Origin of the sequence: Pseudomonas sp. B21128 (assembly GCF_044218865.1) — a bacterium.
In the GTDB taxonomy this organism is placed as follows: domain Bacteria; phylum Pseudomonadota; class Gammaproteobacteria; order Pseudomonadales; family Pseudomonadaceae; genus Aquipseudomonas; species Aquipseudomonas iridis.
The window spans coordinates 4468882-4492073 of the sequence record NZ_CP162590.1; the positions used below are offsets into that span (position 1 = coordinate 4468882).

Below are 23192 nucleotides of genomic sequence, written 5' to 3' on the forward strand. Positions count from 1 at the left end.
AAATCACCTCTTTGCCTAGCTGCGATTGCCTGTATCTGTGCTAGGGAAGTGGCAGCAAGGCTGCTGGAGTCGAACCTGCCCGGGGACGGATGCCGTCCCCAACCGGGTTTGAAGCCCGGCCACGCTATCGGGCGCGATTGCATTCCCTGAGTTCAGTAGGCGTGCGCCATTACCAACCCATTGTCGTGACAGGTTTGTCGTACTTCGCCTTAGGGTCGCCGGGCTGACCGGTACCCGAAACCCTAAGCCCTCGCAAAGCGGGCAGCGCAACAGCTAAATGAGCCGCCTCATTCCAACGGAACTGCCACCCCCACCCATCAGTCGCATGAACAGGCACTCAGGATTCAGAGGAGTAACCGTGTCCAGCGATCCCAAGCCTCACGCCGTCGACGCACCCGCCATCCATCGTATGCGGGTGCTGACGGTCAATACCCACAAGGGTTTTACCGCGTTCAACCGGCGTTTCATCCTGCCGGAATTGCGTGAAGCGGTACGCAGCACTTCGGCCGATCTGGTGTTTTTGCAGGAAGTGGTGGGTGAACACGAGCGGCATTCGAACCGCTACAACGAATGGCCGCAAACCTCGCAATATGAATTTCTCGCCGACAGCATGTGGAGCGATTTCGCCTACGGGCGCAACGCGGTCTATCCTCACGGCCATCACGGCAATGCGCTGCTGTCGAAATACCCGATCCGCGAATACCGCAACCTTGATGTCTCGATCACCGGTCCTGAGCGCCGCGGCCTCTTGCACTGCGTGCTGGAGGTGCCGGGGCACGCCGAAGTACACGCGATCTGCGTGCACTTGAGCCTGCTCGAAAGCCATCGCCAATTGCAGTTGCAACTGCTCTGCCAGTTGCTCGAATCCCTTCCGGACGACGCCCCGGTAATTATTGCCGGCGACTTCAACGACTGGCAGTTACACGGCAACGCCGCCCTCGCCCGTCGTGCTTATCTGCACGAAGCCTTCGAACGCCACCACGGTCGCCCGGCCAAGACGTATCCGGCGCGGTTTCCCTTATTGCGTCTGGACCGGATCTACCTGCGCAACGCCAGTAGTCATGACCCTCAGATCCTTGGCAACAAGCCCTGGACTCATCTGTCGGATCATCTGCCGCTGGCGGTTGAAGTGCATCTGTAGCCTTACATATGCACTGGATCGTGCGTCAGACATGGTGTCCGACGCCGAAAATACCTTCTACACCTCGCAATATTGACAGCAATGACGTGCGCGGCGTGTCGGGTAACATCGGGATCCGCATTAGCTGGTGAACCTTCCGTCGGTAAGAAAATGCTCTGGGCCGGCGCTTTCGTTGCGTTTTTCCATGCAAACAACCACTTAGTTATGTGCAGAAAAACAAACGCTTGCGCCGGACAATTCGCCACTACCGCTCATCGTTCAATTTCTTGACGCGCGCCCTTCACTCTTCTTATCTCTACCTTACTACCCCCGGAATCCTAACCGGGGCAAGCCTTCGGACTCTCGCGAAATCGAGCGCCCACGGTTTGCCTCGCTTCATTCGGTCGCCCCTCGTTCGGGGTAGGAGAGGCGCCACATCGAGATGCCGCATGCGCCTGCAAGGTAGACCTCCATGAAAAGTTCAATCACCCCACACGAGATCAAAATCACTTTTTGCACAGTGTCGAGTTCTATCTTGCTGTGCTCATCCATGGAGGCGCAGGCCGGTTCTGCGGCGGATGAAACGTCCCCTTGGTATCGAGAGAACGTGCCGGTGATGACCTTGCCCGCGACGGTGATCACCCCCGGTCCGCAACGCTTCAATCAGCGCCCTGACTTGCAAGACTCCCGACTGATCACTGAAGACCTCGCGCCCGGCGCCTGGGAGCGATTCTACGGCCAACGCTCCCGCCAAGCGCAAACCGACGTGCTGTCATCAGGTTTCGCATTACCCGGCGGTGGCCATTCGAAAGGTCCTGCTGTCCTGACCCTGCAAAGCGGCAACGGCGCCACCCAGACCATCGGTTTGATTGGCGGCGTGAACCAGATTCAGGCCAACGGCAACGGCCCGCTCACCAGTCGTGCCCTCGCGGATCCATCCTCCGCCACCCTGAATCTGGAAGGCCAAAGCCTCGGCGCCTATTACAGCCTGACGGGGGCGCAAGGCTGGCACGTCGACCTCTCGGCCAGCGGCGGGCGCGTCAGTGGTTTCAGTCGCAATCAACAAGGTGCGCGGCAAGCCACCGAAGGCAGCGCGATCACCTTCTCGGTCGAGGGCGGTTACCCGATTGGCTTGAGCGAAAACTGGGTGGTCGAACCGCAGGCACAATTGATCAACCAGCGCATCACCCTCAATACCCCTTCCGCGGGCTCGGGCAATGCGTCGTCAAGCGACCTGACCTCATGGAGCGGTCGCGTCGGCGCACGGTTGAAAGGCAGTTATGACTTGAACGGTTTACCGGTCGAACCCTATGTGCGGACCAACCTGTGGCACACGGTGTATACCGGCAGCACGGTGACTCTGGATCAGGTCGACAAGATCAGCAGCAGTCGCAAGTCGTCGACAGTGGAATTGGGATTGGGACTCGTGGCGCGGGTGACACCCGTGGTCAGCCTGTACGTCAGCGCCGATTACAGCAGTGACGTCGATGACAATGATTTGAATGGGCTGATAGGAAGTTTGGGTGTGCGGATGCGTTGGTGATCTTCGGATCACCTTAAATCCCTGTGGGAGCTGGCTTGCCAGCGATAGCGGCAGGCCAGACAACCGAATGTGCTGGCCTCATCGCGGGCAAGCCCGCTCCCACAGGTTATGCGGCGCCTGGCTAGCCCTGCGGTCGCAAGATCAACACCGCGAGCGGCGGCAGGTTCAGCTCCAGTGACATCGCCTGGCCGTGGCTCGGCACTTCTTCGGTAAACGCCCCGCCGCCGTTGCCATAGTTGGAACCGGCGTAGGTGTCGGCGTCGCTGTTGAGCAGCTCAGTCCAGCGCCCGGCAAACGGCACGCCAACGCGATACGCCTGACGCGGCACCGGCGTGAAGTTAGCCACCACCAACACGGGCTCGCCGTCCTTGCTCCAACGCAACCAGGCATAAACGCTGTTGATCGCATCGTCACCGATCAGCCACTGAAAACCCTGCGGCGCGTCATCCTGATCGTGCAGCGCCGGCACTTCGCGATACAAGCGATTGAGGTCGCCGATCAGTTTCTGCACGCCTTTGTGCTCGGAATACTGCAGCAGATACCAGTCGAGCTGTTGATCATGGTTCCACTCGCGCCACTGGCCGAACTCACAACCCATGAACAGCAGCTTCTTGCCCGGATGGGTCCACATGAAACTCAGGTAGGCGCGCAGGTTGGCAAACTTCTGCCAGCGGTCGCCGGGCATCTTGTCGATCAGCGAATGCTTGCCGTGCACCACTTCATCATGGGAGATCGGCAGGATGAAGCGCTCGGACCATGCGTAAACCAGACCAAAACTCAGCTCGTTGTGATGATGGGCGCGGTACACCGGGTCCTGCTGGATGTAATGCAGCGAATCGTGCATCCAGCCCATGTTCCATTTATAGGCAAAGCCCAGGCCACCCTGCTGCGTACTCTGGCTGACGCCCGGCCACGCGGTGGACTCTTCGGCGATCACCAAGGCACCCGGGGCTTCGAGCTCAACCACATCGTTCAAGTGCCGCAGGAAGTCGATGGCTTCCAGGTTCTCGCGTCCGCCATGGCGGTTCGGCACCCACTCGCCCGCTTTGCGCGAATAGTCGCGATAAAGCATCGAGGCCACCGCATCGACGCGCAGACCGTCGATGTGAAAATGCTTCAACCAATGCAACGCCGAGGCAAGCATGTAGCCATGTACTTCGGTGCGCCCGAGGTTGTAGATCAGCGTGTCCCAGTCCTGATGGAAACCTTCTAGCGGATTGGCGTATTCGTACAGTGCCGTGCCGTCGAACTGGGCCAGACCGTGGGTATCGGTTGGAAAGTGCGCCGGCACCCAGTCGAGGATCACGCCGATCTCGGCGCGGTGGCAGGCGTCGACGAATTCGCCGAACTGCTCCGGCGTGCCATAACGCGCACTCGGGGCGAACTGCGAGAGCAGTTGATAACCCCACGAGCCACCGAAGGGATGCTCCATGATCGGCATGAGTTCGATGTGGGTGAAACCCAGTTCCTTGACGTACGGAATCAGCCGTTCAGCCAGTTCCGGCCAGCTGTACTGGCGCGCCACTTCACCGAGATCATCCAGCTCGCATTGCCACGACCCGGCATGCAGCTCGTAGATTGACAGCGGCGCCGAATGTTTTTGCCGCTCGCGGCGGCTGTTCATCCAGTCCTGATCCTGCCAATTGACCTGCAATGGCGCGGCGACTTTCGACGCGGTGTCCGGCGGCAGGCTGGTGGCCAGCGCCATCGGGTCAGCCTTGAGCGGCAGAATCCCGTGAGCACCCAGGATCTCGTATTTGTACAATTCTCCCGCTTGCAGGCGCGGGATAAACAACTCCCACACCCCGGACGGATGACGCAGGCGCATCGGGTGGCGGCGACCGTCCCAGACGTTGAAATCACCCACTACCGAGACGCGCCGGGCATTCGGCGCCCACACCGCGAAACGCACACCGTCGACGCCATCAACCGTTTTCAGTTGCGCACCGAGGCAGGCACTGAGGTCACGGTGATTGCCTTCGGCGAACAGGTACAAATCCATTTCACCGAGCAACTGACCAAAGCTGTAAGGATCCTCGGCAACCTGTTCACCACCGGCCCAACGGGTGCGCAGGCGATAGCGCCGCTCCCCATTGAAGTGGCCAACAAACAGCCCCGGCGTTTCGGTTTGCGCCAGCGCGCCGATTTCTTCATCGCTGTCCTTGTCCAGCACGGCAACGCTCAGCGCACCGGGTAAATAGGCGCGAATGAACTGCCCGCCAGCGCCATCGCCGTGCGGGCCAAGAATGGAAAACGGATCCGGGTGTTCCGCACGTACCAGCGCGTCGATGTCTTTCGCCGACGGCAGTAACGCTTCTTTAGCGTGACCCTGTTCCTTGTTCGAGAAACTCATGACTACTCTCCACCAAGATCGGAAAAGGGTTTAAGCCCCGTCAATAACCCATACAAACCGTGCAACGGCACGGGCAGCCACGTGGGGCGATTTTCGGCTTCATAGGCCACTTCATAGGCCGCCTTCTCCAGACCGAACAGCGCAAGCGCGGCGTCGGCACCTTCAGGATCCTGCCAGGCATGATCAAGACTAGCTGTCGCTTGGCGATATGCCTCGACAAATGCTGCGCGCGCCTCAAGCAGATACCGTTGCGCCACGCGACGGCGAGCGTCTTCGGATTCCGCGCTGTGATCAACGTTGTGCACGTTGATGGTCATCGCGGCGGCGTAATCGAAAGAACGCAGCACACCGCTGACATCCTTGTACGGACTATGCTTGCCACGGCGTTCGCTCAGTGGTCGCGCAGGCTCACCTTCGAAATCGATCAGATAGGCATCGCCCTTGATCACCAGCACCTGGCCCAGGTGCAAGTCACCGTGGACACGAATACGCAAACCACCCGCGGCTTTTTTCGCCAGATCCTGCACGTGGGCAAGAATGGTTTTCTTCTCGTCGAGCAGCCGTGCGACGAGTTTCTGATCCGCAGCACTGAGTTGCCCTTGATGTTGCTTCAAGAGTTTCAGCGCATGCTCGACCTGAGACACGACATCCTTGCCGGTCGCCTGCATATCCTTGGCCGAACTCACCTGTGGCGCAAAATCGGCGTTGTCGGTCGGCGCGGCCAGCATCTGGTGCATCTCACCGAGGCGCTGACCGAGCATACCGGCAAAATCCCTCAGTTCGCCCAAAGCGTTGTAATGCTGATCCTGCTCGGACATGGAGTCGGCCAATTCATCGCGCAATGCCCGTTCGAGGTTGTTCTGCGTCCATTCCCACGCATCGCCCTGATTGCTCAAATAACCTTGGGCAATCATCAGCAGATTATCTTCGCCCTGGGCGTCGCGGCGAATCACCGAGCCCAGCAGCGGTGAGATATTGGCAAATCCGGCAGCGGTCAGGTAAGCGCTCATCTCCAGTTCAGGGTGTACGCCAGACGCTACTTTACGGATCAGCTTAAGCACCAGGCTATTGCCGATCACCACGGAACTGTTGGATTGCTCGGCCGACAGATAACGCACTTCAGAGTCGGCGCCCAGGTTGAGTTTTTCCAGATGCGCCGTCGGTGCGAAACGAATCTCGCCCTCGGACGATTCCAGCACAGTGTTGTTCTGCATGCCTTGCAGCACCGCATGAACAAACCCTTCGAGGCTGAAGGCGTCAGTGATCAAGCCGACCTGACGAACCCGGCGCACGCGGGCCAGTGCCAATTGCTGCGGCAACGGTGGCCCGACGTAATCTTCGGCGATAAAGCCGAACGGCAGCTGATATCGGCTGGTCTGGCCACCACTGGTGACTTCGATTTCGCTGAGCAACACGGGTTGCTGCGCATCGCCAAACCGCACCCCATAAGCCAGATTGACCTTTTCGATGGCCGCATCCTTGCCGGCGAACCAGCGACGGTTTTGCAGCCAGCTCGGCAGAATGCTCTGCTCCAGCGTCGTGCGGGACGGCGCTTCGAGCAGTTCTTCCATACGCTTTTTCAGTACTAGCGTGGTGAAGTCCGGCAGGCTTTGCACCGGTTCGACGTGCCAGCTCGGCATCTGGTTTTCGGTCGCCAGGGCGAACCAGTAGAAGCCGTAAGGCGCCAGGGTCAGAAGGAAATTCAACTGGCCAATTGGCGGAAAAGCATTACCGCCGAGCATTTCCACCGGCACCATCCCGGTGTAGGCAGAGAGGTCGAGCTCCGCTGCCTGAGCACTGCGCGATACGTTAGCCACGCAAAGAATAATCTCGTGTTTGCCATCGGCATCGGTGAATTCGCGGGTGTAGGCCAGAATCCGCCGGTTGCTCGGCGAAAGCATCTTCAACGTGCCGCGCCCGAACGCCTTGGACTGTTTACGTACCGCGAGCATGCGCCGCGTCCAGTTCAACAGCGAGTGCGGGTCGCCGGCCTGGGTTTCGACGTTGACCGACAGGTAACCGTATTGCGGGTCCATGATTGGTGGCAGCACCAGACTGGCCGGGTCGGCGCGGGAGAAGCCGCCGTTACGGTCGATCGACCACTGCATCGGCGTGCGCACACCGTCACGGTCACCGAGGTAGATGTTGTCGCCCATGCCGATTTCATCGCCGTAATACAGGGTTGGCGTGCCCGGCATCGACAGCAGCAGGCTGTTGAGCAACTCGACGCGACGACGGTCGCGCTCCATCAACGGCGCCAGACGTCGGCGAATACCGAGGTTGATTCGCGCGCGACGGTCAGCCGCGTAGTAATTCCACAGGTAATCGCGCTCCTTGTCGGTCACCATTTCCAACGTCAGTTCATCGTGGTTACGCAGGAAAATCGCCCACTGACAGTTCGCGGGAATTTCCGGCGTCTGGCGCAAAATGTCGGTGATCGGAAAGCGGTCTTCCTGGGCCAGCGCCATGTACATGCGCGGCATCAACGGGAAGTGGAAAGCCATGTGGCATTCGTCGCCATTCAGGCCTTCGGCGTCGGTGTCACCGAAATACAGTTGAGTGTCTTCCGGCCATTGGTTGGCCTCGGCGAGCAGCATGCGGTCCGGGTAGTTGGCGTCGATTTCGGCGCGGATCTGCTTGAGGACGTCGTGGGTTTCCGGAAGGTTTTCGTTGTTGGTGCCATCGCGCTCGATCAGGTAGGGAATCGCGTCCAGACGCAGACCGTCGATGCCCATGTCCAGCCAGTAGCGCATCACCGACAGGACCGCTTTCATCACTTGCGGGTTGTCGAAATTCAGGTCCGGCTGGTGGGAATAGAAACGGTGCCAGAAGTACTGGCCGGCGACCGGGTCCCAGGTCCAGTTGGACTTTTCGGTGTCGAGGAAAATGATTCGCGTGCCGTCGTATTTCTGGTCGTCGTCCGACCACACGTAGAAGTCTCGCGCCGCCGAACCGGGTTTGGCCTTGCGCGCCCGCTGGAACCACGGGTGCTGGTCGGAAGTGTGGTTGATGACCAGCTCGGTGATCACGCGCAAACCGCGCTTATGCGCCTCAGCGATGAAGCGCTTGGCGTCGGCCATGGTCCCGTAATCGCTGTGCACGCCGCGATATTCAGCGATGTCGTAGCCGTCGTCACGACGTGGCGAGGGATAGAACGGCAGCAGCCAGATGGTGTTGACGCCGAGTTCGGCAATGTAATCGAGTTTGGCGATCAGGCCGGGAAAGTCGCCGATCCCGTCGTTGTTAGAGTCGAAAAACGATTTGACGTGAACTTGATAAATCACCGCATCCTTGTACCAGAGCGGGTCTTTGATAAAGGTGGCTGCCTTGGGTTTCTTCGCCATGTGAAACTCCTGCGTTCAATTCTGGAAGCCAACCGGCGTCCTGAAAAAAGGGTGTTCATTGTGGGAGCTGGCTTGCCAGCGATAGCGGTGGTTCAGCGATAAACAAGCAAGCTGCCAGAACGCAATCGCTGGCGAGCCAGCTCCCACATTTGATAGTTGTCGGGCTCAGGAATGACTGATCCGCCAGATGCCGAATGGCTGATACGCCGGATCAAGGCGCATGAACTGGTACTTGCCATGCCAGTCCCAGCGGTGCCCGTTCATCAAGTCTTCGCCGTGGGTGGTTGCATCGTCCGGCAGGCCCATTTCCCACAACGGCAGCTCGAAATTCGCTTCCTGAACGTTATGCGGATCAAGGCTCACCGCCACCAGAATGAAATTGCTGCCATCGGCGCTGCGTTTGCCGAAGTACAGAATGTTGTCGTTCCACGCGTTGTAGACCTGCAAACCCAGATGGGTATGCAGCGCAGGGTTTTGGCGACGGATGCGGTTGAGCTGAGCAATTTCGGCAATGATGTTGCCCGGCGCGTTGAAATCGCGGACGCGGATCTCGTATTTCTCGGAATCGAGGTACTCCTCCTTGCCCGGCACCGGCGCCGCTTCACAGAGTTCAAACCCTGAATACATGCCCCACAGGCCTGAACCCATGGTCGCCAGCGCCGCACGTATGAGAAAGCCCGGGCGCCCGGATTCATGCAAGAACGCCGGGTTAATGTCGGGCGTATTGACGAAGAAGTTCGGTCGGTAGCATTCGCGCCACGGCGATTCGTTCAGCTCGGTGAAGTACGCGGCCAATTCGGCCTTGGTGTTGCGCCAGGTGAAATAGGTGTAGCTCTGGGTGTAACCGACCTTGCCCAAGCGCGCCATCATTGCCGGCGTGGTGAAGGCTTCGGCGAGGAAGATCACTTCCGGGTGCAGCGCCCGCACGTCGGCAATCAGCCATTGCCAGAACGGCAGCGGCTTGGTGTGCGGATTGTCGACGCGAAAGATCTTCACGCCCTCCTCGACCCAGCCAATGACAATGTCGCGCAGCTCGACCCACAGACTCGGGATCGCGTCCGGGGCATAAAAGTCGACGTTGACGATGTCCTGATATTTCTTCGGCGGGTTTTCCGCATATTTGATGGTGCCGTCCGGCCGCCAGTTGAACCAGCCCGGATGCTGTTTGAGCCACGGGTGATCCTGGGAACACTGGATCGCGAAATCGAGGGCAATTTCAAGACCATGATCGGCCGCCGCAGCCACCAGCCGACGGAAATCCTCACGCGTGCCGAGTTGCGAGTGAATCGCCTCGTGGCCACCCTCCTCGCTACCGATGGCGTACGGGCTGCCCGGATCATCCGGCCCAGCCGTCAGGGAATTGTTGCGACCCTTGCGGTGGGCGCGGCCAATCGGGTGGATCGGCGTGAAGTACAGCACGTCGAAACCCATGTCCTGAATCATCGGCAACCGCGAGTGCACGTCATTGAAGGTGCCGTGGCGGTTGGGATCATCGGTGATCGAGCGTGGAAACAACTCATACCAACTGGCGAATTCGGCCAGTTCGCGCTCGACATCCATCGGGAATTCGGCGCTGACGCTCAGATAAGCGCGGTGATCCGCCTGGGCCATCAGTTGCGCACTGCGCGAGTGCAGAAACAGCGCGACTTGCTCGGTTTCGAGCAGACCGGACAGTTCATGGTGCAGCGCGGCCAGGTGTTCGCTGAGCTGACCTTCACTGCGCTCGGCGGCGTGTTGCACCATGCTGCGACCTTCTTGCAGCTCCAGTGAAACCGGGACGGCGGCGTTGTGCTTCTTTTCCAGTTCGTACTGGAAACTGGCGAAATGGTCGATCCACGCTTCGACGCAATACACGAATCGCCCTTGGTGTTCCGGGCGGAAACTGCCACGCCAGCCGTTGTTGCCCAGCTCCGACATGACTTCGCTTTGCCAGGTTTCCTGACCTTCCTCGCGCCAGCGAATGCGCACGGCGAGCTTGTCATGACCGTCGGCAAACACCTTGCTGGTAACGATCACGTCGCGCCCGGCAATCGACTTCACGGCGAACTGGCCGCCATCAAGGGTTGGCATGGTGTCTTCGATAACAATGCGAGGCAGCAGCAATGCCTGCGACAGCGGCATGTGCGGGTTGTAGCTCAGCTCTGAGGGTTTTTCAGCAGTCATCGAGCATCTCTCCTGTACGCCCCAAGGACGCTCTTGTGCCGGTTCAGTCTTCACAACAAAGCACCTGCCCCGGAATGAACTCACTTAGGTTCCGAGCGACCGCGGCAGAGAAAAGTTCACAGCGATTTGTCTGTTTGAACCGGCGGATCGAATTCGTCGCGAGGTGGTCAATCCACTTAAGCACTTCTCACGCCATGTGCCACACGGAGGTCTACCTGATGAACAACCCATTCCCGGCGGAAACGCCCGATCCGAACATCGACAACCCGGCCATTCCCGAGACCGAGCCGCAACCGATCCCCGAGCAGGAGCCGCCCGGCACCCTCCCACCACCCAAGGAAGAGCCACCGTCGACGATGCCGCCAGTGATTGTCTGACACGCATCAATCGCGACAATCGTTCCCACGCGCTGCGTGGGAACATCCACCAAAGACACTACAGACGATCGTTTTTCTGCTCATCTTTCTCGAAATTCTGATCGTCCTTCTCGAAAACACGCACGATCCGCGGCATCACGCTGAAAATACCTAACGCCAACAGGGTGCTGAGCACCGCCGTTGCTTCTTTGCCCATGCCTGCCGCCACACCAATGGCGGCGGTCATCCAAAGGCCGGCGGCAGTGGTGAGTCCTTTGACGTGGCCTTCATCACCCTCCTGATTTTTCAGGATAGTGCCTGCCCCGAGAAACCCGATACCGGCAATGATCCCCTGGACCACCCGACTCATGGCGTCGGCCTCTGCGCCCGAGGTCTGCGGTACCAGCACAAACAGCGCCGCACCCAACGCCACCAGCATGTGCGTTCGCACCCCGGCCGCCTTGCCCTTGTGTTCGCGCTCAAAACCGAGGATCCCACCGAGTATTGCCGCCATCAGCAGCCGTACGGTAATTCTTGTCAGTTGCGACGCATCGCCAATGTCGGCGAATTCTGCTTGCAGCGTTTCCAGCACCTCTTCCCACCACGCGTTCATCGTGCAGTCCTTGTTATGGCTTGATAAGCGATGGACAGCGGCGACCATTAATCAGTTGCGCAGAACGATCTGCGAGTCCCGTGCCCTAACCTTTCAGACACCCGTGAAAAAAGGACCGCTCCATGACCGTTCGAATCGATGAATCCAATCCCGAGAATAAAGTGTGTTTTTTTACTGTTGAAAATGGCGAGGAGATTCGCATCTGCGACACCCTTGAGGTCAACACAGATAGCGAAAAAGCCATGTCATTCGTAGAAATCGAAGCGCGGCGCGTCTACATCACCGAAGCAGAGGCCGACGCCTTGACCGTTGCAGGTGCCAAGGATGGGCGTAAACATCTGAAAGCCGACACCGGTGATTCGGTGATTTGATTGACTTTGATCAACACTTCACGCAAACGTCTGGTTCAGACGTTTGCGCCCTAGTCTGCGGGCTGCTTCAAGTTGTCGCAGGCGTGGCTTTAAAGTTCATCTGATACGGTTTTTATTGAATTAGCTGAGTCTGTTATGCAAACAGATCGACGCTCATAGTTCATCGGCCTGATGGAGGCTGATGAGCGAATGACCATGAGCGAACAAATCCCCGTCCGAACCGTAGAAGCAACCCCCACCCTAGCTCCTCATATAAAAAAGGTGCCCGCACGCCCAATGAAGGCGACGGCCAAGTCCAGCGACAACCAGATTCACACCCGCAGTTTCACCGGCCTTTTTCGCACCCTGCGCATGAGCGGCGCGGGGTTTCTGTTTTTGCTGTTCTTTGGCACGGTGTGGTTGAACTGGGGTGGTCGTCAGGCGGTGTTGTGGGACATGGCGGAAAGCAAATTTCACATTTTCGGCGCGACCTTCTGGCCGCAGGATTTCATTCTGCTCTCGGCCCTGTTGATCATCGCCGCGTTCGGCCTCTTCGCGATCACCGTCTTCGCCGGACGGGTCTGGTGTGGTTACACCTGCCCGCAGAGTTCGTGGACGTGGATCTTCATGTGGTGCGAAAAGATCACCGAGGGCGAGCGCAACCAACGGATCAAGCTGCAAGCCGCGCCCTGGGGCTTGAACAAACTGGCGCGCCGCGCGGCCAAGCACACCTTGTGGCTGGCGATCAGCGTGCTCACCGGTCTGACTTTCGTTGGTTACTTCACGCCGATCCGGCCGCTGGCCGAAGAGTTGCTGACCCTGCAAATCGGCGGGGTCAGCCTGTTCTGGGTGCTGTTCTTCACTGCCGCGACGTACATCAATGCCGGCTGGCTGCGCGAAGCCGTGTGCATGCACATGTGCCCGTATGCGCGGTTCCAGAGCGTGATGTTCGATAAGGACACCCTGACTATTTCCTACGACGTGGCCCGCGGCGAAAACCGTGGCCCGCGTAAACGTGATGTAAAACCGCTCGAGGCCGGGCTGGGCGATTGCATCGACTGCCAGTTGTGCGTGCAGGTGTGCCCGACCGGTATCGACATTCGTGATGGTTTGCAGATGGAGTGCATCGGTTGCGCGGCGTGCATCGACGCCTGTGATTCGATCATGGACAAGATGAACTACCCACGCGGCTTGATCCGCTACAGTTCCGAGCGCGAATTGCAGGGCGGCAAAACACATCTGTTGCGACCACGGCTGGTCGGTTACGTGGCGGTACTGCTGGTGATGATCGGCGCACTGGCATTGGCCTTGGTGGAGCGGCCGATGGTGTCGCTGGACGTGACCAAGGATCGCGGATTGTTCCGCGAAAACGGTCAGGGCCAGATCGAAAACATCTACAGCCTCAAAGTCATCAACAAGACCCAGCAGCGTCAGGATTACCAGCTGAGCCTGGTCGACGGCGAGGGCTTCCAGCTGCAAGGCAAAACCGAACTGAGCCTGGCGCCGGGTGAGATTGTCGATGTACCGGTGTCGGTGGCGATGACCACGGAGCGGCCGAGCAGCAGTTCGCAGACCTTGAGTTTCAAGATTGCCGACAGCGACGAGCCTGAGGTTTATAGCGTGGCGAAAAGCAGGTTTGTCGCGCCGATGAATCGCTGAGTCGTTAGAATCTCTGCCCTCATCCCAGCCCTCTCCCAGAGGTAGAGGGGGCCGACCGAAGTGTCTTTCGTTGTGCATCGACCTGGGCGACCGAGTCGGTCATAGATTTAGGTAAGCTCGTATTTCCAACATTCAACACAGCCAGTTCCCTCTCCCTTTGGGAAACGGTTGGAATGAGAGAAAAGGCAGTCGTTTTCGGCGCTTTTCAGGACCCGAGTTCACCGATGATCCTTCAAGTCGGCGTACTTGCAACATTCAACACGGTCAGTCCCCTCTCCCTCTGGGAGAGGGCTAGGGTGAGGGGCAGTTGCCTGGCACCCCACACAACCAACAAGCACCAAGGCCCTCGATGAAACGCTACGAAAAATTCGCCGAAGACATTGCTGAACTGATCCGCTCCGGCGTCCTGGGCCCCGGCCAGCGCGTGCCGTCGGTGCGCTACGCCAGCCAGACTTACGGCGTCAGCCCGTCCACGGTGTTCCAGGCCTATTACCTGCTCGAACGTCGCGGCCTGATTCGCGCACGACCCCGCTCCGGTTACTTCGTCAACACCCACGCACCGAGCCCGTTCTCGGAGCCGGTCATCAGCAGCCACGTCAACGATTCCACCGAAGTCGATGTCAGCGAACTGGTGTTCTCGGTGCTGGAGTCGATCAAGGACCCCAGCACCGTGCCATTCGGCTCGGCATTCCCCAGCCCGACGCTGTTCCCGTTGCAACGGCTGTCGCGGTCACTGGCCAGCGCCGCGCGGGAGATGGACCCGCGCATGGTCGTCACCGACATGTCGCCGGGCAACCCGCAACTGCGTCGACAGATCGCCCTGCGTTACATGGTCGGCGGCTTGATGCTGCCGATGGAAGAACTGCTGATCACTAACGGTGCCCTCGAAGCGCTGAACCTGTGCCTGCAAGCGGTCACCGAACCCGGCGATCTGGTGGCCATCGAAGCCCCGGCGTTCTACGCCAGCCTGCAAGTGCTGGAACGACTGAAACTCAAAGCCGTGGAAATCCCCGTGCACCCGCGCGACGGTATCGACCTCGGCGTGCTCGCGCAGACGCTGGAACGCCATCCGATCAAGGCCTGCTGGTGCATGACCAGTTTCCAGAATCCGATGGGCGCGACCATGCCCGAGGCCAAGAAACAGGAACTGGTCGAACTGTTGCGCCACCATCAAGTGCCGCTGATCGAAGACGACGTCTACGCCGAGCTCTATTACGGCCAGCAGGCGCCAAAACCGGCCAAGGCCTTCGATACCGAAGGGCTGGTGATGCATTGCGGTTCGTTCGCCAAGAGTCTGGCCCCCGGCTATCGCATCGGCTGGGTCGCAGCCGGGCGCTACGCGCAGAAAATCGAACGGCTGAAACTGATGACCTCGCTGTGCGCCTCGATGCCGGCGCAAGCGGCGATTGCCGACTACCTGCAACACGGCGGCTACGACCGGCACCTGCGTAAATTGCGCTATGCGCTGGAAGAACAGCAAAGCGCGATGCTGGCGGCGATTGCCCGGTACTTCCCGGCGCAGACACGGGTCAGTCAGCCGGCGGGCGGCTACTTTTTATGGCTGGAATTGCCACCGCAGATGGATTCGTTGAAGTTGTTTCAGATGGCGCTGGCGCAAGGCATCAGCATCGCGCCGGGGCCGATATTCTCGCCGACGCAGCGCTTCAGGAACTGTATTCGCTTGAATTACGGCAGCCCGTGGACCGAGGATTCGGAGAGAGCGATGGAGACGCTGGGGCGGATTGTGCGGTCGTTCTGAAGGTTTGAGGTTGATAGCGCCGCTCTCATCGCGGGCAAGCCAGCTCCCACAGTGATTTGTGTTGAACACGCAATTTGTGAGCGACATCGAATCCTGTGGGAGCTGGCTTGCCAGCGATAAGGGCAGACCAGGCACCGCCGATCTAGCGTCCGCCCCCCAAATCAACAAACGTCCCGGTCGCGTACGAAGCCTTGTCCGACAGCAACCAGATAATCGCCTCCGCCACCTCATCCGGGCGCCCGCCACGGGCCATCGGGATTGCCGATTCCAGTTTGCTGACCCGATCCGGATCGCCGCTCAGCGCATGGAAATCGGTGTAGATGTAACCCGGACGCACTGCGTTGACTCGAATCCCCTCGCCCGCCACTTCTTTGGATAAACCAATGGTGAAGGTATCGAGCGCGCCTTTGGAGGCCGCGTAGTCAACGTATTCATTCGGCGAACCGAGGCGCGCCGCCACCGACGACACATTGACGATGCTGCCGCCCTGCCCGCCGTGTTTGGGCGACATGCGCAGGATGGCGTGCTTGGCACAGAGGATCGGCGCCAGGACGTTGGTTTTCATGATTTTGAGGATGCGGAATTCGGACATCTCATCGACACGCGACTTTTGCCCGACGGTGCCGGCGTTGTTCACCAACGCGGTCACTCGGCCCAGTTCGGTGTCGACCCGGTGAAACAGCGCGATCACTTCGTCTTCGATGCTGACGTCGGCGCGCACCGCGATGGCGTGTGCGCCCAGCGCACGGACTTGCTGCAGCACGCTGTGCGCGGCCTGTTCGTCTGACTGGTAGTTGATGCAGATCCGATAACCCTGTCCGGCAGCCAACAACGCCGTGGCGGCGCCAATTCCGCGCCCGCCACCGGTGATCACAATGACTTTATCCATGCTGGCCTTTCCCCCAAATGCACACGTAACCGTCGCGGGGAAGAATAACCGCCATTGGCCGGTTTTGCATGGACCGTGTTGCGTCCGGGCTTGCCCCAAAGAACCGGGGTTATGGCGTCAGATCACCGCGAGCTTCTCGCCCCGGGCAATGTCACGCATGAACTGATCCGCCGGCAGCGGATGCCCCAGCAGATACCCCTGCAACGAATCGCAACCCAGTTGCGTCAGGAAATCCTGCTGCGAATCCGTTTCAACACCTTCAGCAACGATGCGCAAATCCAGCGCCTGGCCCAACGCGACAATCGCCGAAACGATCGCAGCGTCGTCGCTGTCATGCTCCAGATCGCGGACAAAGCCACGGTCGATCTTCAACTCGTTGGCCGGCAGGCGTTTGAGGTACATCAGGCTCGAATAGCCGGTGCCAAAGTCATCAATGGACAAATCGACGCCCATGTCCGACAACTCCTGCAACACCGTCATGCTCGCGTCGGCGTCACTCATTGCCGTGGTTTCGGTGATTTCCAGGGTCAGGCTGTTGGCCGGCAACTGGTGAGTCGCCAGCGCCTTGGCAACGCTGCGCACCAGCCCTGCATGGCAGAACTGCAACGCCGACAGGTTCACCGCGATGCGCCAGTCGGTGTAGCCGAGCACGTACCACTCGCGCATCTGTCGGCAGGCTTCGTTGAGCACCCATTCGCCGATCGGGATGATGACTCCGGTTTTCTCCGCCAGATCGATGAATTTGGCTGGCATCAGCATGCCGTGGATCGGGTGCTGCCAGCGTAGCAGCGCTTCGGCGCCGACCGGTCGACCGTTGGCGGCGTCGAATTTGGGTTGGTAATGCAGGCTGAACTGGCCATGTTCCAGCGCTGCGCGCAAATCCTGCAGCAATTGCAACTGTTTGCGCGCATTGGTATTCATCGATACGTCGAAGAAACTGTAGCCGTTTTTGCCACCTCCCTTGGCGTGGTACATCGCCGCGTCGGCGTTCATCAGCAATTCCTGAGCACTCTCGCCATTACCAGGGTAGAGGGCGATGCCGATGCTGGCGGAAATCTGCAAGTCATGTTCAGCCACGTGAAATGGCTGCGCGATCAGCCCGACCTGGCGTGCTGCCAGGCCCAAGGCGTCGTCAGGCTCGGTCAGGCGCACCAGCAAGACGAATTCATCACCGCCGATCCGCGCCAGCGTGTCGAGGCTGCGCAAATCTTCGCGCAGACGCACGCCCACTTCACGCAACAGTTGATCACCCATGTGATGGCCGAATGCGTCATTGACCGGTTTGAAGCCGTCCAGATCAATGAACATCAGTGCAAAGCAGCCACCCTGCTCGTTGACCTTTTTCATCGCCTGATTGATGCGGTCGTCCAGCAGCATGCGATTGGGCAGCCCGGTCAGGGTGTCGTGCAGCGCCAGTTGCGTGAGTTCGCGGTTGGCCACGGTCAAGGAGTGCGCCAGATCGGCGGTGCGCGCTTCAAGACGCGCATCGAGTATCGAGGTCAGCAAGGCAATCGAGAGCACCGCCAGCGTGGTGATCAGCACGAGACTGTCGAGGCCATTGCCTTTCAGGCCATTGATCGCCGCGCCGCAGAAACTGCCGTCCGGAAACTGCGCGGCGGCCATGCCGGTGTAATGCATGCCGACAATCGCGAGGCCCATGATCACCGCAGCGCCAGCGCGAATCAAACGGACATAGGGCGAATGCTGGCGCAGGCGAAACGCGATCCACAGCGCCGCCGCAGAAGCACCGACCGCAATCAACAAGGACGCACTGAACAGCGTCGGATCGTAGTCGATTCCCGGGGTCATGCGCATCGCCGCCATGCCGGTGTAATGCATGGCACTGATGCCGGCGCCCATGATCAGCGCGCCAAACGCCAATTGCAGAACGGGCAGTTTCGGCTGACTCACCAGCCACAAGGCAAAACCACAAGACAGCACCGCGATCAGCAGCGACAGCGCCGTGAGGGCGATATCGTAGCCAAGTTCGATCGGCAGCTTGAAGGCGAGCATGCCGATGAAGTGCATTGACCAGACGCCAATGCCCATGGCGAAACCACCACCGGCAGTCCAGAAATGCACGGCACGGCCCTTGGCAGTGGTGATGCGGCCAGTGAGGTCGAGCGCGGTGTACGAAGCGAGAATTGCGACACACAGCGAGATGAAAACCAGAGTGGAGGAATAACTACCGATGAGCATGCGAATTCTCGAGGCTACCCATACCGGCTTGCGTCCATTCTCGGTCGGGCAAATGCGGCGATTGTACTGATTGCACAGCAGAACGCACTGACAAAGTAACCATTTTGCCATCAACCCGATGAAACGCTTGTTTGATCGTCCTACAAGGCTCTGGCGCGCTAATCACCGCCCCCAAAAAACCCCTTGCAGGCGCTGCCGAAGGCTGCGCCTACACAGTCATTCGGCGGGCAAGTCCCCATCCCATCCACCGCCCAACGCAGCAATCAGTTGCACGCTGGCAATCAGCCGGTTCTGCAGGATATTCAGCACATTGCGTTCGTTACTCAGCGCCGTGGCCTGCACCACCACGACGTCGATATAGGCAATCAGCCCGGCCTTGTACTGGTTTTCCGTGAGGCGCAGCGAATCACGGGCAGCATCCAGCGCTTCCTGGCGCACCGCCGCCTCGTCCTCATACACCTTGAGTTGCACGAGATAGTTTTCCACCTCGCGGAAACCATCGAGCACCGTCTGCCGGTACTTGGCCACCGTCTGGTCGTACACCGCTTCGGTACGGTCGACCTCTGCCGAACGTATGCCGCCGTCGAACAGTGGCAAGTTCAGTTTCGGTCCCACCGACCAGAAGCGGTTCGGCAGGCTGATCAGGTCGTTTGACGTACTGCTGCTGTAGCCACCGCCCAGACTCAGCGACAGATCCGGGTAATACGCGGCTTTGGCGACGCCGATGTTGGCGTTGGCGGCAATCACCGAGCGCTCGGCCGAGGCGATATCCGGGCGCCGCTCAAGCAGTTGCGAAGGCAGGTTCAGCGGCACCTGAGGCAGGTTCGGAATGGTCTGGGTTTCGGCAATGTCGAAGTTTGCCGGCGCTTGTCCGGTCAGCACGGCAATGGCGTTTTCAAACTGCGCCCGCTGCCAGATGAGATCGACCAGATCAGCCTGGGTGCTTTTCAGTTGCGTCTGCGCCTGGGCGACCGCATCACGCCCGGAAACGCCCGCGCGGTATTGGTTCTGGGTCATTTTCAGCGAACGCTCATACGCCGCAACCGTGGCTTCGAGCAAACGCTTCTGCTGATCGATCACCCGCAGTTGCAGGTAATTCTGCACCAGCTCCGACTGCTGGCTCAGACGCATCGCCGCCAGATCGGCAAAACTCGCCTGGGCACTGGCCTCATCGGCTTGCAGCCCGCGGCGCAGCTTACCCCAGATGTCTGCTTCCCAACTGACGCCCAATTGCGCGTTGTAGGTATCGCGAATACCGCTGGAGGAACTGCTCAGGCTCGAACTGCTGCTGCCGGTGCCCTGACTGGAGCGGGTCTTGCCAAGGCTCAGGTCGACACTGGGGTAAAACGCTCCACGCGCACTGCGGACCAAGGCCTGGGCCTGACGGTATTGGGCTTCCGATTGCGCGACCGTCTGGTTGGCATTGTTGAGTTTCTCGATCAGACCGTTGAGTTGCCGATCGCCGTACAGCTCCCACCACGCGCCGCGGGCCAGCGAATCGCTCGGGTTGGCCTGGCGCCAGCCTTCGGCTTCCTTGTATTGAGCGATTTGCGCTGTCTGCGGGCGCTGGTAGTCCGGGCCGACGGCGCAGGCACTGAGCATTGCCACACACAATGACAGGCTCAACAGGCGCGAGCCGCGAGCAGTGGCCAGATTGAAAAGCGAACGGTCAGTCATAGCGGAGTTTCCAGAGCGGCATCAGTACGCACGCCACGCCATTTGTTGAAGCGATGGCGCAGCTTGTCGAGATAGAGGTAAACCACAGGCGTGGTGTAAAGCGTCAGCACCTGGCTGAAAATCAGCCCGCCGATGATGGTCAGGCCCAATGGCTGGCGCATTTCGGCACCTTCGGCGCGGCTGAGTAGTAACGGCAAGGCACCGAGGATCGCCGCCAGCGTGGTCATCAGGATAGGTCGCAGCCGTTGCAAACACGCGCTGCGGATCGACTCCAGCGGAGTCATGCCCTGATGACGTTCCAGTTGCAGCGCGAGGTCGATCATCAGGATCGCGTTTTTCTTCACCACGCCGATCAGCAGGAACAACCCGAGCAACGAAATCAGGCTGAACTCACCCCCCAGCGCATAGATCGACAGCAACGCGCCAACCCCGGCCGAGGGCAGCGTCGACAGAATCGTCAGCGGATGGATGTAGCTTTCATAGAGCACGCCCAGCACCAGATACACCGCCAGCAGCGCGCCAAGAATCATGAATGGCTGGCTTTTCTGGGTCGCGGCAAAGGCATCGGCGGTGCCGGCCATTTTCGCGATGACATCTTCCGGCAAGCCGACCTTGGCAATCGCGCGCTCGATGGCGGCACTGCCCTGCTCCACCGTCACGCCTTCGGCCATGTCGAAGGCAATATCTTCGGAGGCGAACTGACCTTCGTGGCTGACGCGATCGTCTTCGAGGCTGTTTTCATAGTGAGCAAACGTCGACAGCGGCACGCGCGCACCGTCAGCGGTGATCACCTGCACTTGCTTGAGCGTCACCGGGTCCTGGGCGTATTTCTGATTGACCTCCATCACCACTTGATATTGGTTGAGGCTGTCGTAGATCGTCGAAATCTGCCGTTGGCTATAAGCGTTGTTGAGCACCGAGGTGACCATGTCCATGTCGATGCCAAGGCGTTTGGCCTGATCACGATCAACGATCAAGGTCACTTGCTGCGCACCCTTGCCTTCACGAGCGTCAATGGCCGTCAGCTCCGGCAAGGCTCGCAGCGCGGCGACCACTTTCGGATACCACTTACGCAGTTCACCGAGGTCGCCGCTTTGCAGGATGTAGCTGTACTGCGACGAGGTTTGCTCGCGGCCACCGCCAAATTGCAGGTCCTGGTCCGCCATCAGCATCAGTTGCGCACCGGGCACCTTGGGCATTTCCTTGCGCAGGCGCTCGATAACCTTCTGCGCCGACAACTGGCGATCCTTGATCGGTTTCAGACGCACCAGCATGAAGGCGTTATTGGTGCCGTTGCTGCCACCGATGAACCCGGCGACACTCTCTACCGCTTCGTCCTTGAGCACGGCGCGGCGGAAGATCTCCATTTTCGGCTGCATGACGCTGAACGACAGACCGTCGTCACCGCGCACAAAACCAATCAACTGACCCGTGTCCTGCTGCGGCATGAAGGTTTTCGGCACCACTACGTATAGCGCGACGTTGACGCCAACGGTAACAAACAGACTGAGCAACGTCAGGCGACGGTGGCGCAACACCCAGTCGAGGCTGGTGGCGTACCTGGCGACCATCCAGTCATTGGTTCTGCGACTCCAGCGTTGCAGGCGGTTTTCCTGTCCCGGCGTATGCGGCTTGAGCCACCGCGCACAGAGCATCGGCGTCAACGTCAGGGACACCACCAGCGAGACCACAATGGCCGCGGCCAACGTGATGGAAAACTCGCGGAACAGGCTCTCGACAATCCCGCCCATGAACAGGATCGACAGGAACACCGCGACCAGCGACACGTTCATCGACAGCAAGGTAAAGCCGACTTCTTTGGCGCCCAGATACGCCGCTTGCATCGGTTTGACACCTTCGTCGATGTGCCGGGAAATGTTTTCCAGCACCACGATGGCATCGTCCACCACCAGCCCGGTGGCGAGAATCAGCGCCATCAGCGACAGGTTGTTCAGCGAGAAGCCATAGAGGTACATCACCGCAAACGTGCCGACCAGCGACACCGGCACCGCCAAAGTCGGAATCAGCGAGGCGCGGAAGTTGCCCAGAAACAGGAACACCACCAGGATCACCAGCGCCACGGCGATCAGTAGGGTCATCTCGGCTTCGTGCAGGGTTGCCTTGATGACTGGCGAGCGGTCCATCGCCAGATTCAGCTTGACGCTGGCCGGCAACACCGCCTGCAGCGCCGGCAACTGCGCCTTGATCTCGTTGACCGTCTCGATGATGTTCGCGCCGGCCTGTCGGTTGATCACCAGCAGGACTGCCGCGTCGTCGTTGAAGAAACCGCTGTTGTAACGGTCTTCGACACCGTCACTGACCTTGGCCACATCCTTCAGGCGCAGCGCGGCACCATCGGCGTAGTGGATGATCAGCGATTCGTAATCCTTGGCTTTCTCCAACTGATCGTTGGCCTGGATCTGCCACAGCCGCTGACCGTCCTCGACCGAGCCTTTCGGCCGGCGCACGTTGGCATCGGCGATGGTTTTACGCACATCGTCGAGCGCCACACCGTACTGGTTCAGTGCCTGCGGTTCGAGTTCGATGCGCACTGCCGGGAGCGAGCTGCCGCCGATCTGCACCTCACCGACACCCTGCACCTGCGACAGGCTCTGCGAGAGGATCGTCGACGCCAGATCGTAGAGCTGGCCCTTTTCGAGCACATCCGAGGTCAGCGACAGCACCATGATCGGTGCCTGCGACGGGTTGACCTTTTTATAGGTCGGCATGCTGCGCATCCCGCTCGGCAACAGATTGCGCGAAGCATTGATCGCGGCTTGCACTTCCCGCGCCGCGCCGTTGATGTCGCGGTCGAGATCGAATTGCAGAATGACCCGGGTCGACCCCTGACTCGAACGGCTGCTCATGGTGTTGACGCCGGCAATCGCGCCGAACGAACGCTCCAGCGGCGTCGCCACGGTGGACGCCATGACTTCCGGGCTGGCGCCGGGCAGGCTCGCCTGCACCACGATGACCGGGAAGTCCATTTGCGGCAGCGGTGACACTGGCAGCAAGCCGAAGCTGACACCGCCCAGCAGCATGATCGCCAGGCTCAGGAGCATGGTTGCCACCGGGCGCTTGATGAAAGGACCAGAAAGATTCATAGCGCCGAGCCCCAGGCTTCAAGCGTCAAGCTAAAACCCAGGTATCTTGCAGCTTGAGGCTGG

General features: G+C 59.7%; 15 protein-coding genes and 1 tRNA gene. 6 read left to right on the top strand and 10 right to left on the bottom strand.

Annotated elements, in window-relative coordinates; all coding sequences use genetic code 11:
• Positions 1 to 49: 49 nt before the first annotated feature.
• Positions 50 to 146: transfer RNA gene (locus AB4P91_RS19950), tRNA-Sec, on the bottom strand.
• A gap of 212 nt (positions 147 to 358) precedes the next feature.
• On the opposite strand from AB4P91_RS19950, the gene AB4P91_RS19955 reads away from it, so the two are divergent.
• Positions 359 to 1141 carry an endonuclease/exonuclease/phosphatase family protein gene (locus AB4P91_RS19955; RefSeq protein WP_150687390.1) on the top strand — a complete coding sequence of 261 codons (783 nt, stop codon included), beginning with the start codon at positions 359 to 361 and terminating at the stop codon, positions 1139 to 1141.
• Positions 1142 to 1516: 375 nt separating this feature from the next.
• On the opposite strand, the gene AB4P91_RS19960 is transcribed toward AB4P91_RS19955, so the two are convergent.
• Positions 1517 to 1762, bottom strand: a complete 246-nt coding sequence (locus AB4P91_RS19960) for a hypothetical protein (protein WP_224787114.1) — start codon at positions 1760 to 1762, stop codon at positions 1517 to 1519.
• Between AB4P91_RS19960 and AB4P91_RS19965 the strand changes: the two genes are divergently transcribed.
• The gene (locus tag AB4P91_RS19965; RefSeq protein ID WP_395603489.1) at positions 1737 to 2663 is read left to right on the top strand and encodes an autotransporter domain-containing protein; all 927 of its coding nucleotides are present in this window, start codon (positions 1737 to 1739) and stop codon (positions 2661 to 2663) included. The genes AB4P91_RS19960 and AB4P91_RS19965 overlap by 26 nt on opposite strands.
• Positions 2664 to 2784: 121 nt before the next feature.
• On the opposite strand, the gene glgB is transcribed toward AB4P91_RS19965, so the two are convergent.
• From glgB to AB4P91_RS19980, 3 genes are all read right to left on the bottom strand, one after another.
• On the bottom strand, positions 2785 to 5016 hold the full coding sequence (gene glgB, locus AB4P91_RS19970; RefSeq protein WP_395603490.1) for a 1,4-alpha-glucan branching protein GlgB: 2232 nt from the start codon (positions 5014 to 5016) through the stop codon (positions 2785 to 2787).
• 2 nt (positions 5017 to 5018) lie between these two features.
• Positions 5019 to 8360, bottom strand: a complete 3342-nt coding sequence (gene treS, locus AB4P91_RS19975; RefSeq protein WP_150687393.1) for a maltose alpha-D-glucosyltransferase — start codon at positions 8358 to 8360, stop codon at positions 5019 to 5021.
• Between the two features lie 165 nt (positions 8361 to 8525).
• Entirely contained in the window at positions 8526 to 10523 is a 1998-nt protein-coding gene (locus tag AB4P91_RS19980) for an alpha-1,4-glucan--maltose-1-phosphate maltosyltransferase (protein WP_150591714.1), read from the bottom strand.
• Positions 10524 to 10741: 218 nt separating this feature from the next.
• On the opposite strand from AB4P91_RS19980, the gene AB4P91_RS19985 reads away from it, so the two are divergent.
• A complete protein-coding gene (locus tag AB4P91_RS19985; RefSeq protein WP_191623965.1) occupies positions 10742 to 10900 on the top strand; it encodes a hypothetical protein in 159 nt (52 codons plus the stop codon).
• 58 nt (positions 10901 to 10958) lie between these two features.
• Here the strand turns inward: AB4P91_RS19985 and AB4P91_RS19990 are convergent, their stop codons facing one another.
• Positions 10959 to 11492 (bottom strand): MgtC/SapB family protein, encoded by a 534-nt coding sequence (locus AB4P91_RS19990; RefSeq protein ID WP_150591713.1) that lies wholly within the window; start codon positions 11490 to 11492, stop codon positions 10959 to 10961.
• 122 nt (positions 11493 to 11614) lie between these two features.
• On the opposite strand from AB4P91_RS19990, the gene AB4P91_RS19995 reads away from it, so the two are divergent.
• The 3 genes from AB4P91_RS19995 to mapR all read left to right on the top strand — a co-directional run bounded on the left by AB4P91_RS19995 (position 11615) and on the right by mapR (position 15260).
• Entirely contained in the window at positions 11615 to 11863 is a 249-nt protein-coding gene (locus AB4P91_RS19995) for a DUF3203 family protein (protein WP_150591712.1), read from the top strand.
• A gap of 195 nt (positions 11864 to 12058) precedes the next feature.
• The gene (gene ccoG / locus AB4P91_RS20000; protein ID WP_395603491.1) at positions 12059 to 13501 is read left to right on the top strand and encodes a cytochrome c oxidase accessory protein CcoG; all 1443 of its coding nucleotides are present in this window, start codon (positions 12059 to 12061) and stop codon (positions 13499 to 13501) included.
• A gap of 349 nt (positions 13502 to 13850) precedes the next feature.
• Positions 13851 to 15260 carry a GntR family transcriptional regulator MpaR gene (gene mapR, locus AB4P91_RS20005; protein WP_395603492.1) on the top strand — a complete coding sequence of 470 codons (1410 nt, stop codon included), beginning with the start codon at positions 13851 to 13853 and terminating at the stop codon, positions 15258 to 15260.
• 142 nt (positions 15261 to 15402) lie between these two features.
• Here mapR and AB4P91_RS20010 read toward each other — a convergent pair whose 3' ends face one another.
• The 4 genes from AB4P91_RS20010 to AB4P91_RS20025 form a co-directional block, all read right to left on the bottom strand.
• On the bottom strand, positions 15403 to 16149 hold the full coding sequence (locus AB4P91_RS20010; RefSeq protein WP_150591709.1) for an SDR family oxidoreductase: 747 nt from the start codon (positions 16147 to 16149) through the stop codon (positions 15403 to 15405).
• Between the two features lie 117 nt (positions 16150 to 16266).
• Positions 16267 to 18348 (bottom strand): bifunctional diguanylate cyclase/phosphodiesterase, encoded by a 2082-nt coding sequence (locus AB4P91_RS20015; RefSeq protein ID WP_150687396.1) that lies wholly within the window; start codon positions 18346 to 18348, stop codon positions 16267 to 16269.
• A gap of 216 nt (positions 18349 to 18564) precedes the next feature.
• Complete coding sequence (locus AB4P91_RS20020) at positions 18565 to 20025, bottom strand: efflux transporter outer membrane subunit (protein ID WP_395603493.1); 1461 nt, start codon at positions 20023 to 20025, stop codon at positions 18565 to 18567.
• Positions 20022 to 23129, bottom strand: a complete 3108-nt coding sequence (locus AB4P91_RS20025; protein WP_150597720.1) for an efflux RND transporter permease subunit — start codon at positions 23127 to 23129, stop codon at positions 20022 to 20024. Before AB4P91_RS20025 ends, AB4P91_RS20020 begins: the two co-directional genes overlap by 4 nt.
• Positions 23130 to 23192 lie beyond the last annotated feature (63 nt).

Coding starts and splice junctions, on each gene's coding strand:
- AB4P91_RS19965 (WP_395603489.1), top strand. CDS start 1,737: ATGACCTTGCCCGCGACGGTGATCACCCCCGGTCCGCAACGCTTCAAT.
- glgB (WP_395603490.1), bottom strand. CDS start 5,016: ATGAGTTTCTCGAACAAGGAACAGGGTCACGCTAAAGAAGCGTTACTG.
- treS (WP_150687393.1), bottom strand. CDS start 8,360: ATGGCGAAGAAACCCAAGGCAGCCACCTTTATCAAAGACCCGCTCTGG.
- AB4P91_RS19980 (WP_150591714.1), bottom strand. CDS start 10,523: ATGACTGCTGAAAAACCCTCAGAGCTGAGCTACAACCCGCACATGCCG.
- AB4P91_RS19985 (WP_191623965.1), top strand. CDS start 10,742: ATGAACAACCCATTCCCGGCGGAAACGCCCGATCCGAACATCGACAAC.
- AB4P91_RS19990 (WP_150591713.1), bottom strand. CDS start 11,492: ATGAACGCGTGGTGGGAAGAGGTGCTGGAAACGCTGCAAGCAGAATTC.
- AB4P91_RS19995 (WP_150591712.1), top strand. CDS start 11,615: ATGACCGTTCGAATCGATGAATCCAATCCCGAGAATAAAGTGTGTTTT.
- ccoG (WP_395603491.1), top strand. CDS start 12,059: ATGAGCGAACAAATCCCCGTCCGAACCGTAGAAGCAACCCCCACCCTA.
- mapR (WP_395603492.1), top strand. CDS start 13,851: ATGAAACGCTACGAAAAATTCGCCGAAGACATTGCTGAACTGATCCGC.
- AB4P91_RS20010 (WP_150591709.1), bottom strand. CDS start 16,149: ATGGATAAAGTCATTGTGATCACCGGTGGCGGGCGCGGAATTGGCGCC.
- AB4P91_RS20015 (WP_150687396.1), bottom strand. CDS start 18,348: ATGCTCATCGGTAGTTATTCCTCCACTCTGGTTTTCATCTCGCTGTGT.
- AB4P91_RS20020 (WP_395603493.1), bottom strand. CDS start 20,025: ATGACTGACCGTTCGCTTTTCAATCTGGCCACTGCTCGCGGCTCGCGC.
- AB4P91_RS20025 (WP_150597720.1), bottom strand. CDS start 23,129: ATGAATCTTTCTGGTCCTTTCATCAAGCGCCCGGTGGCAACCATGCTC.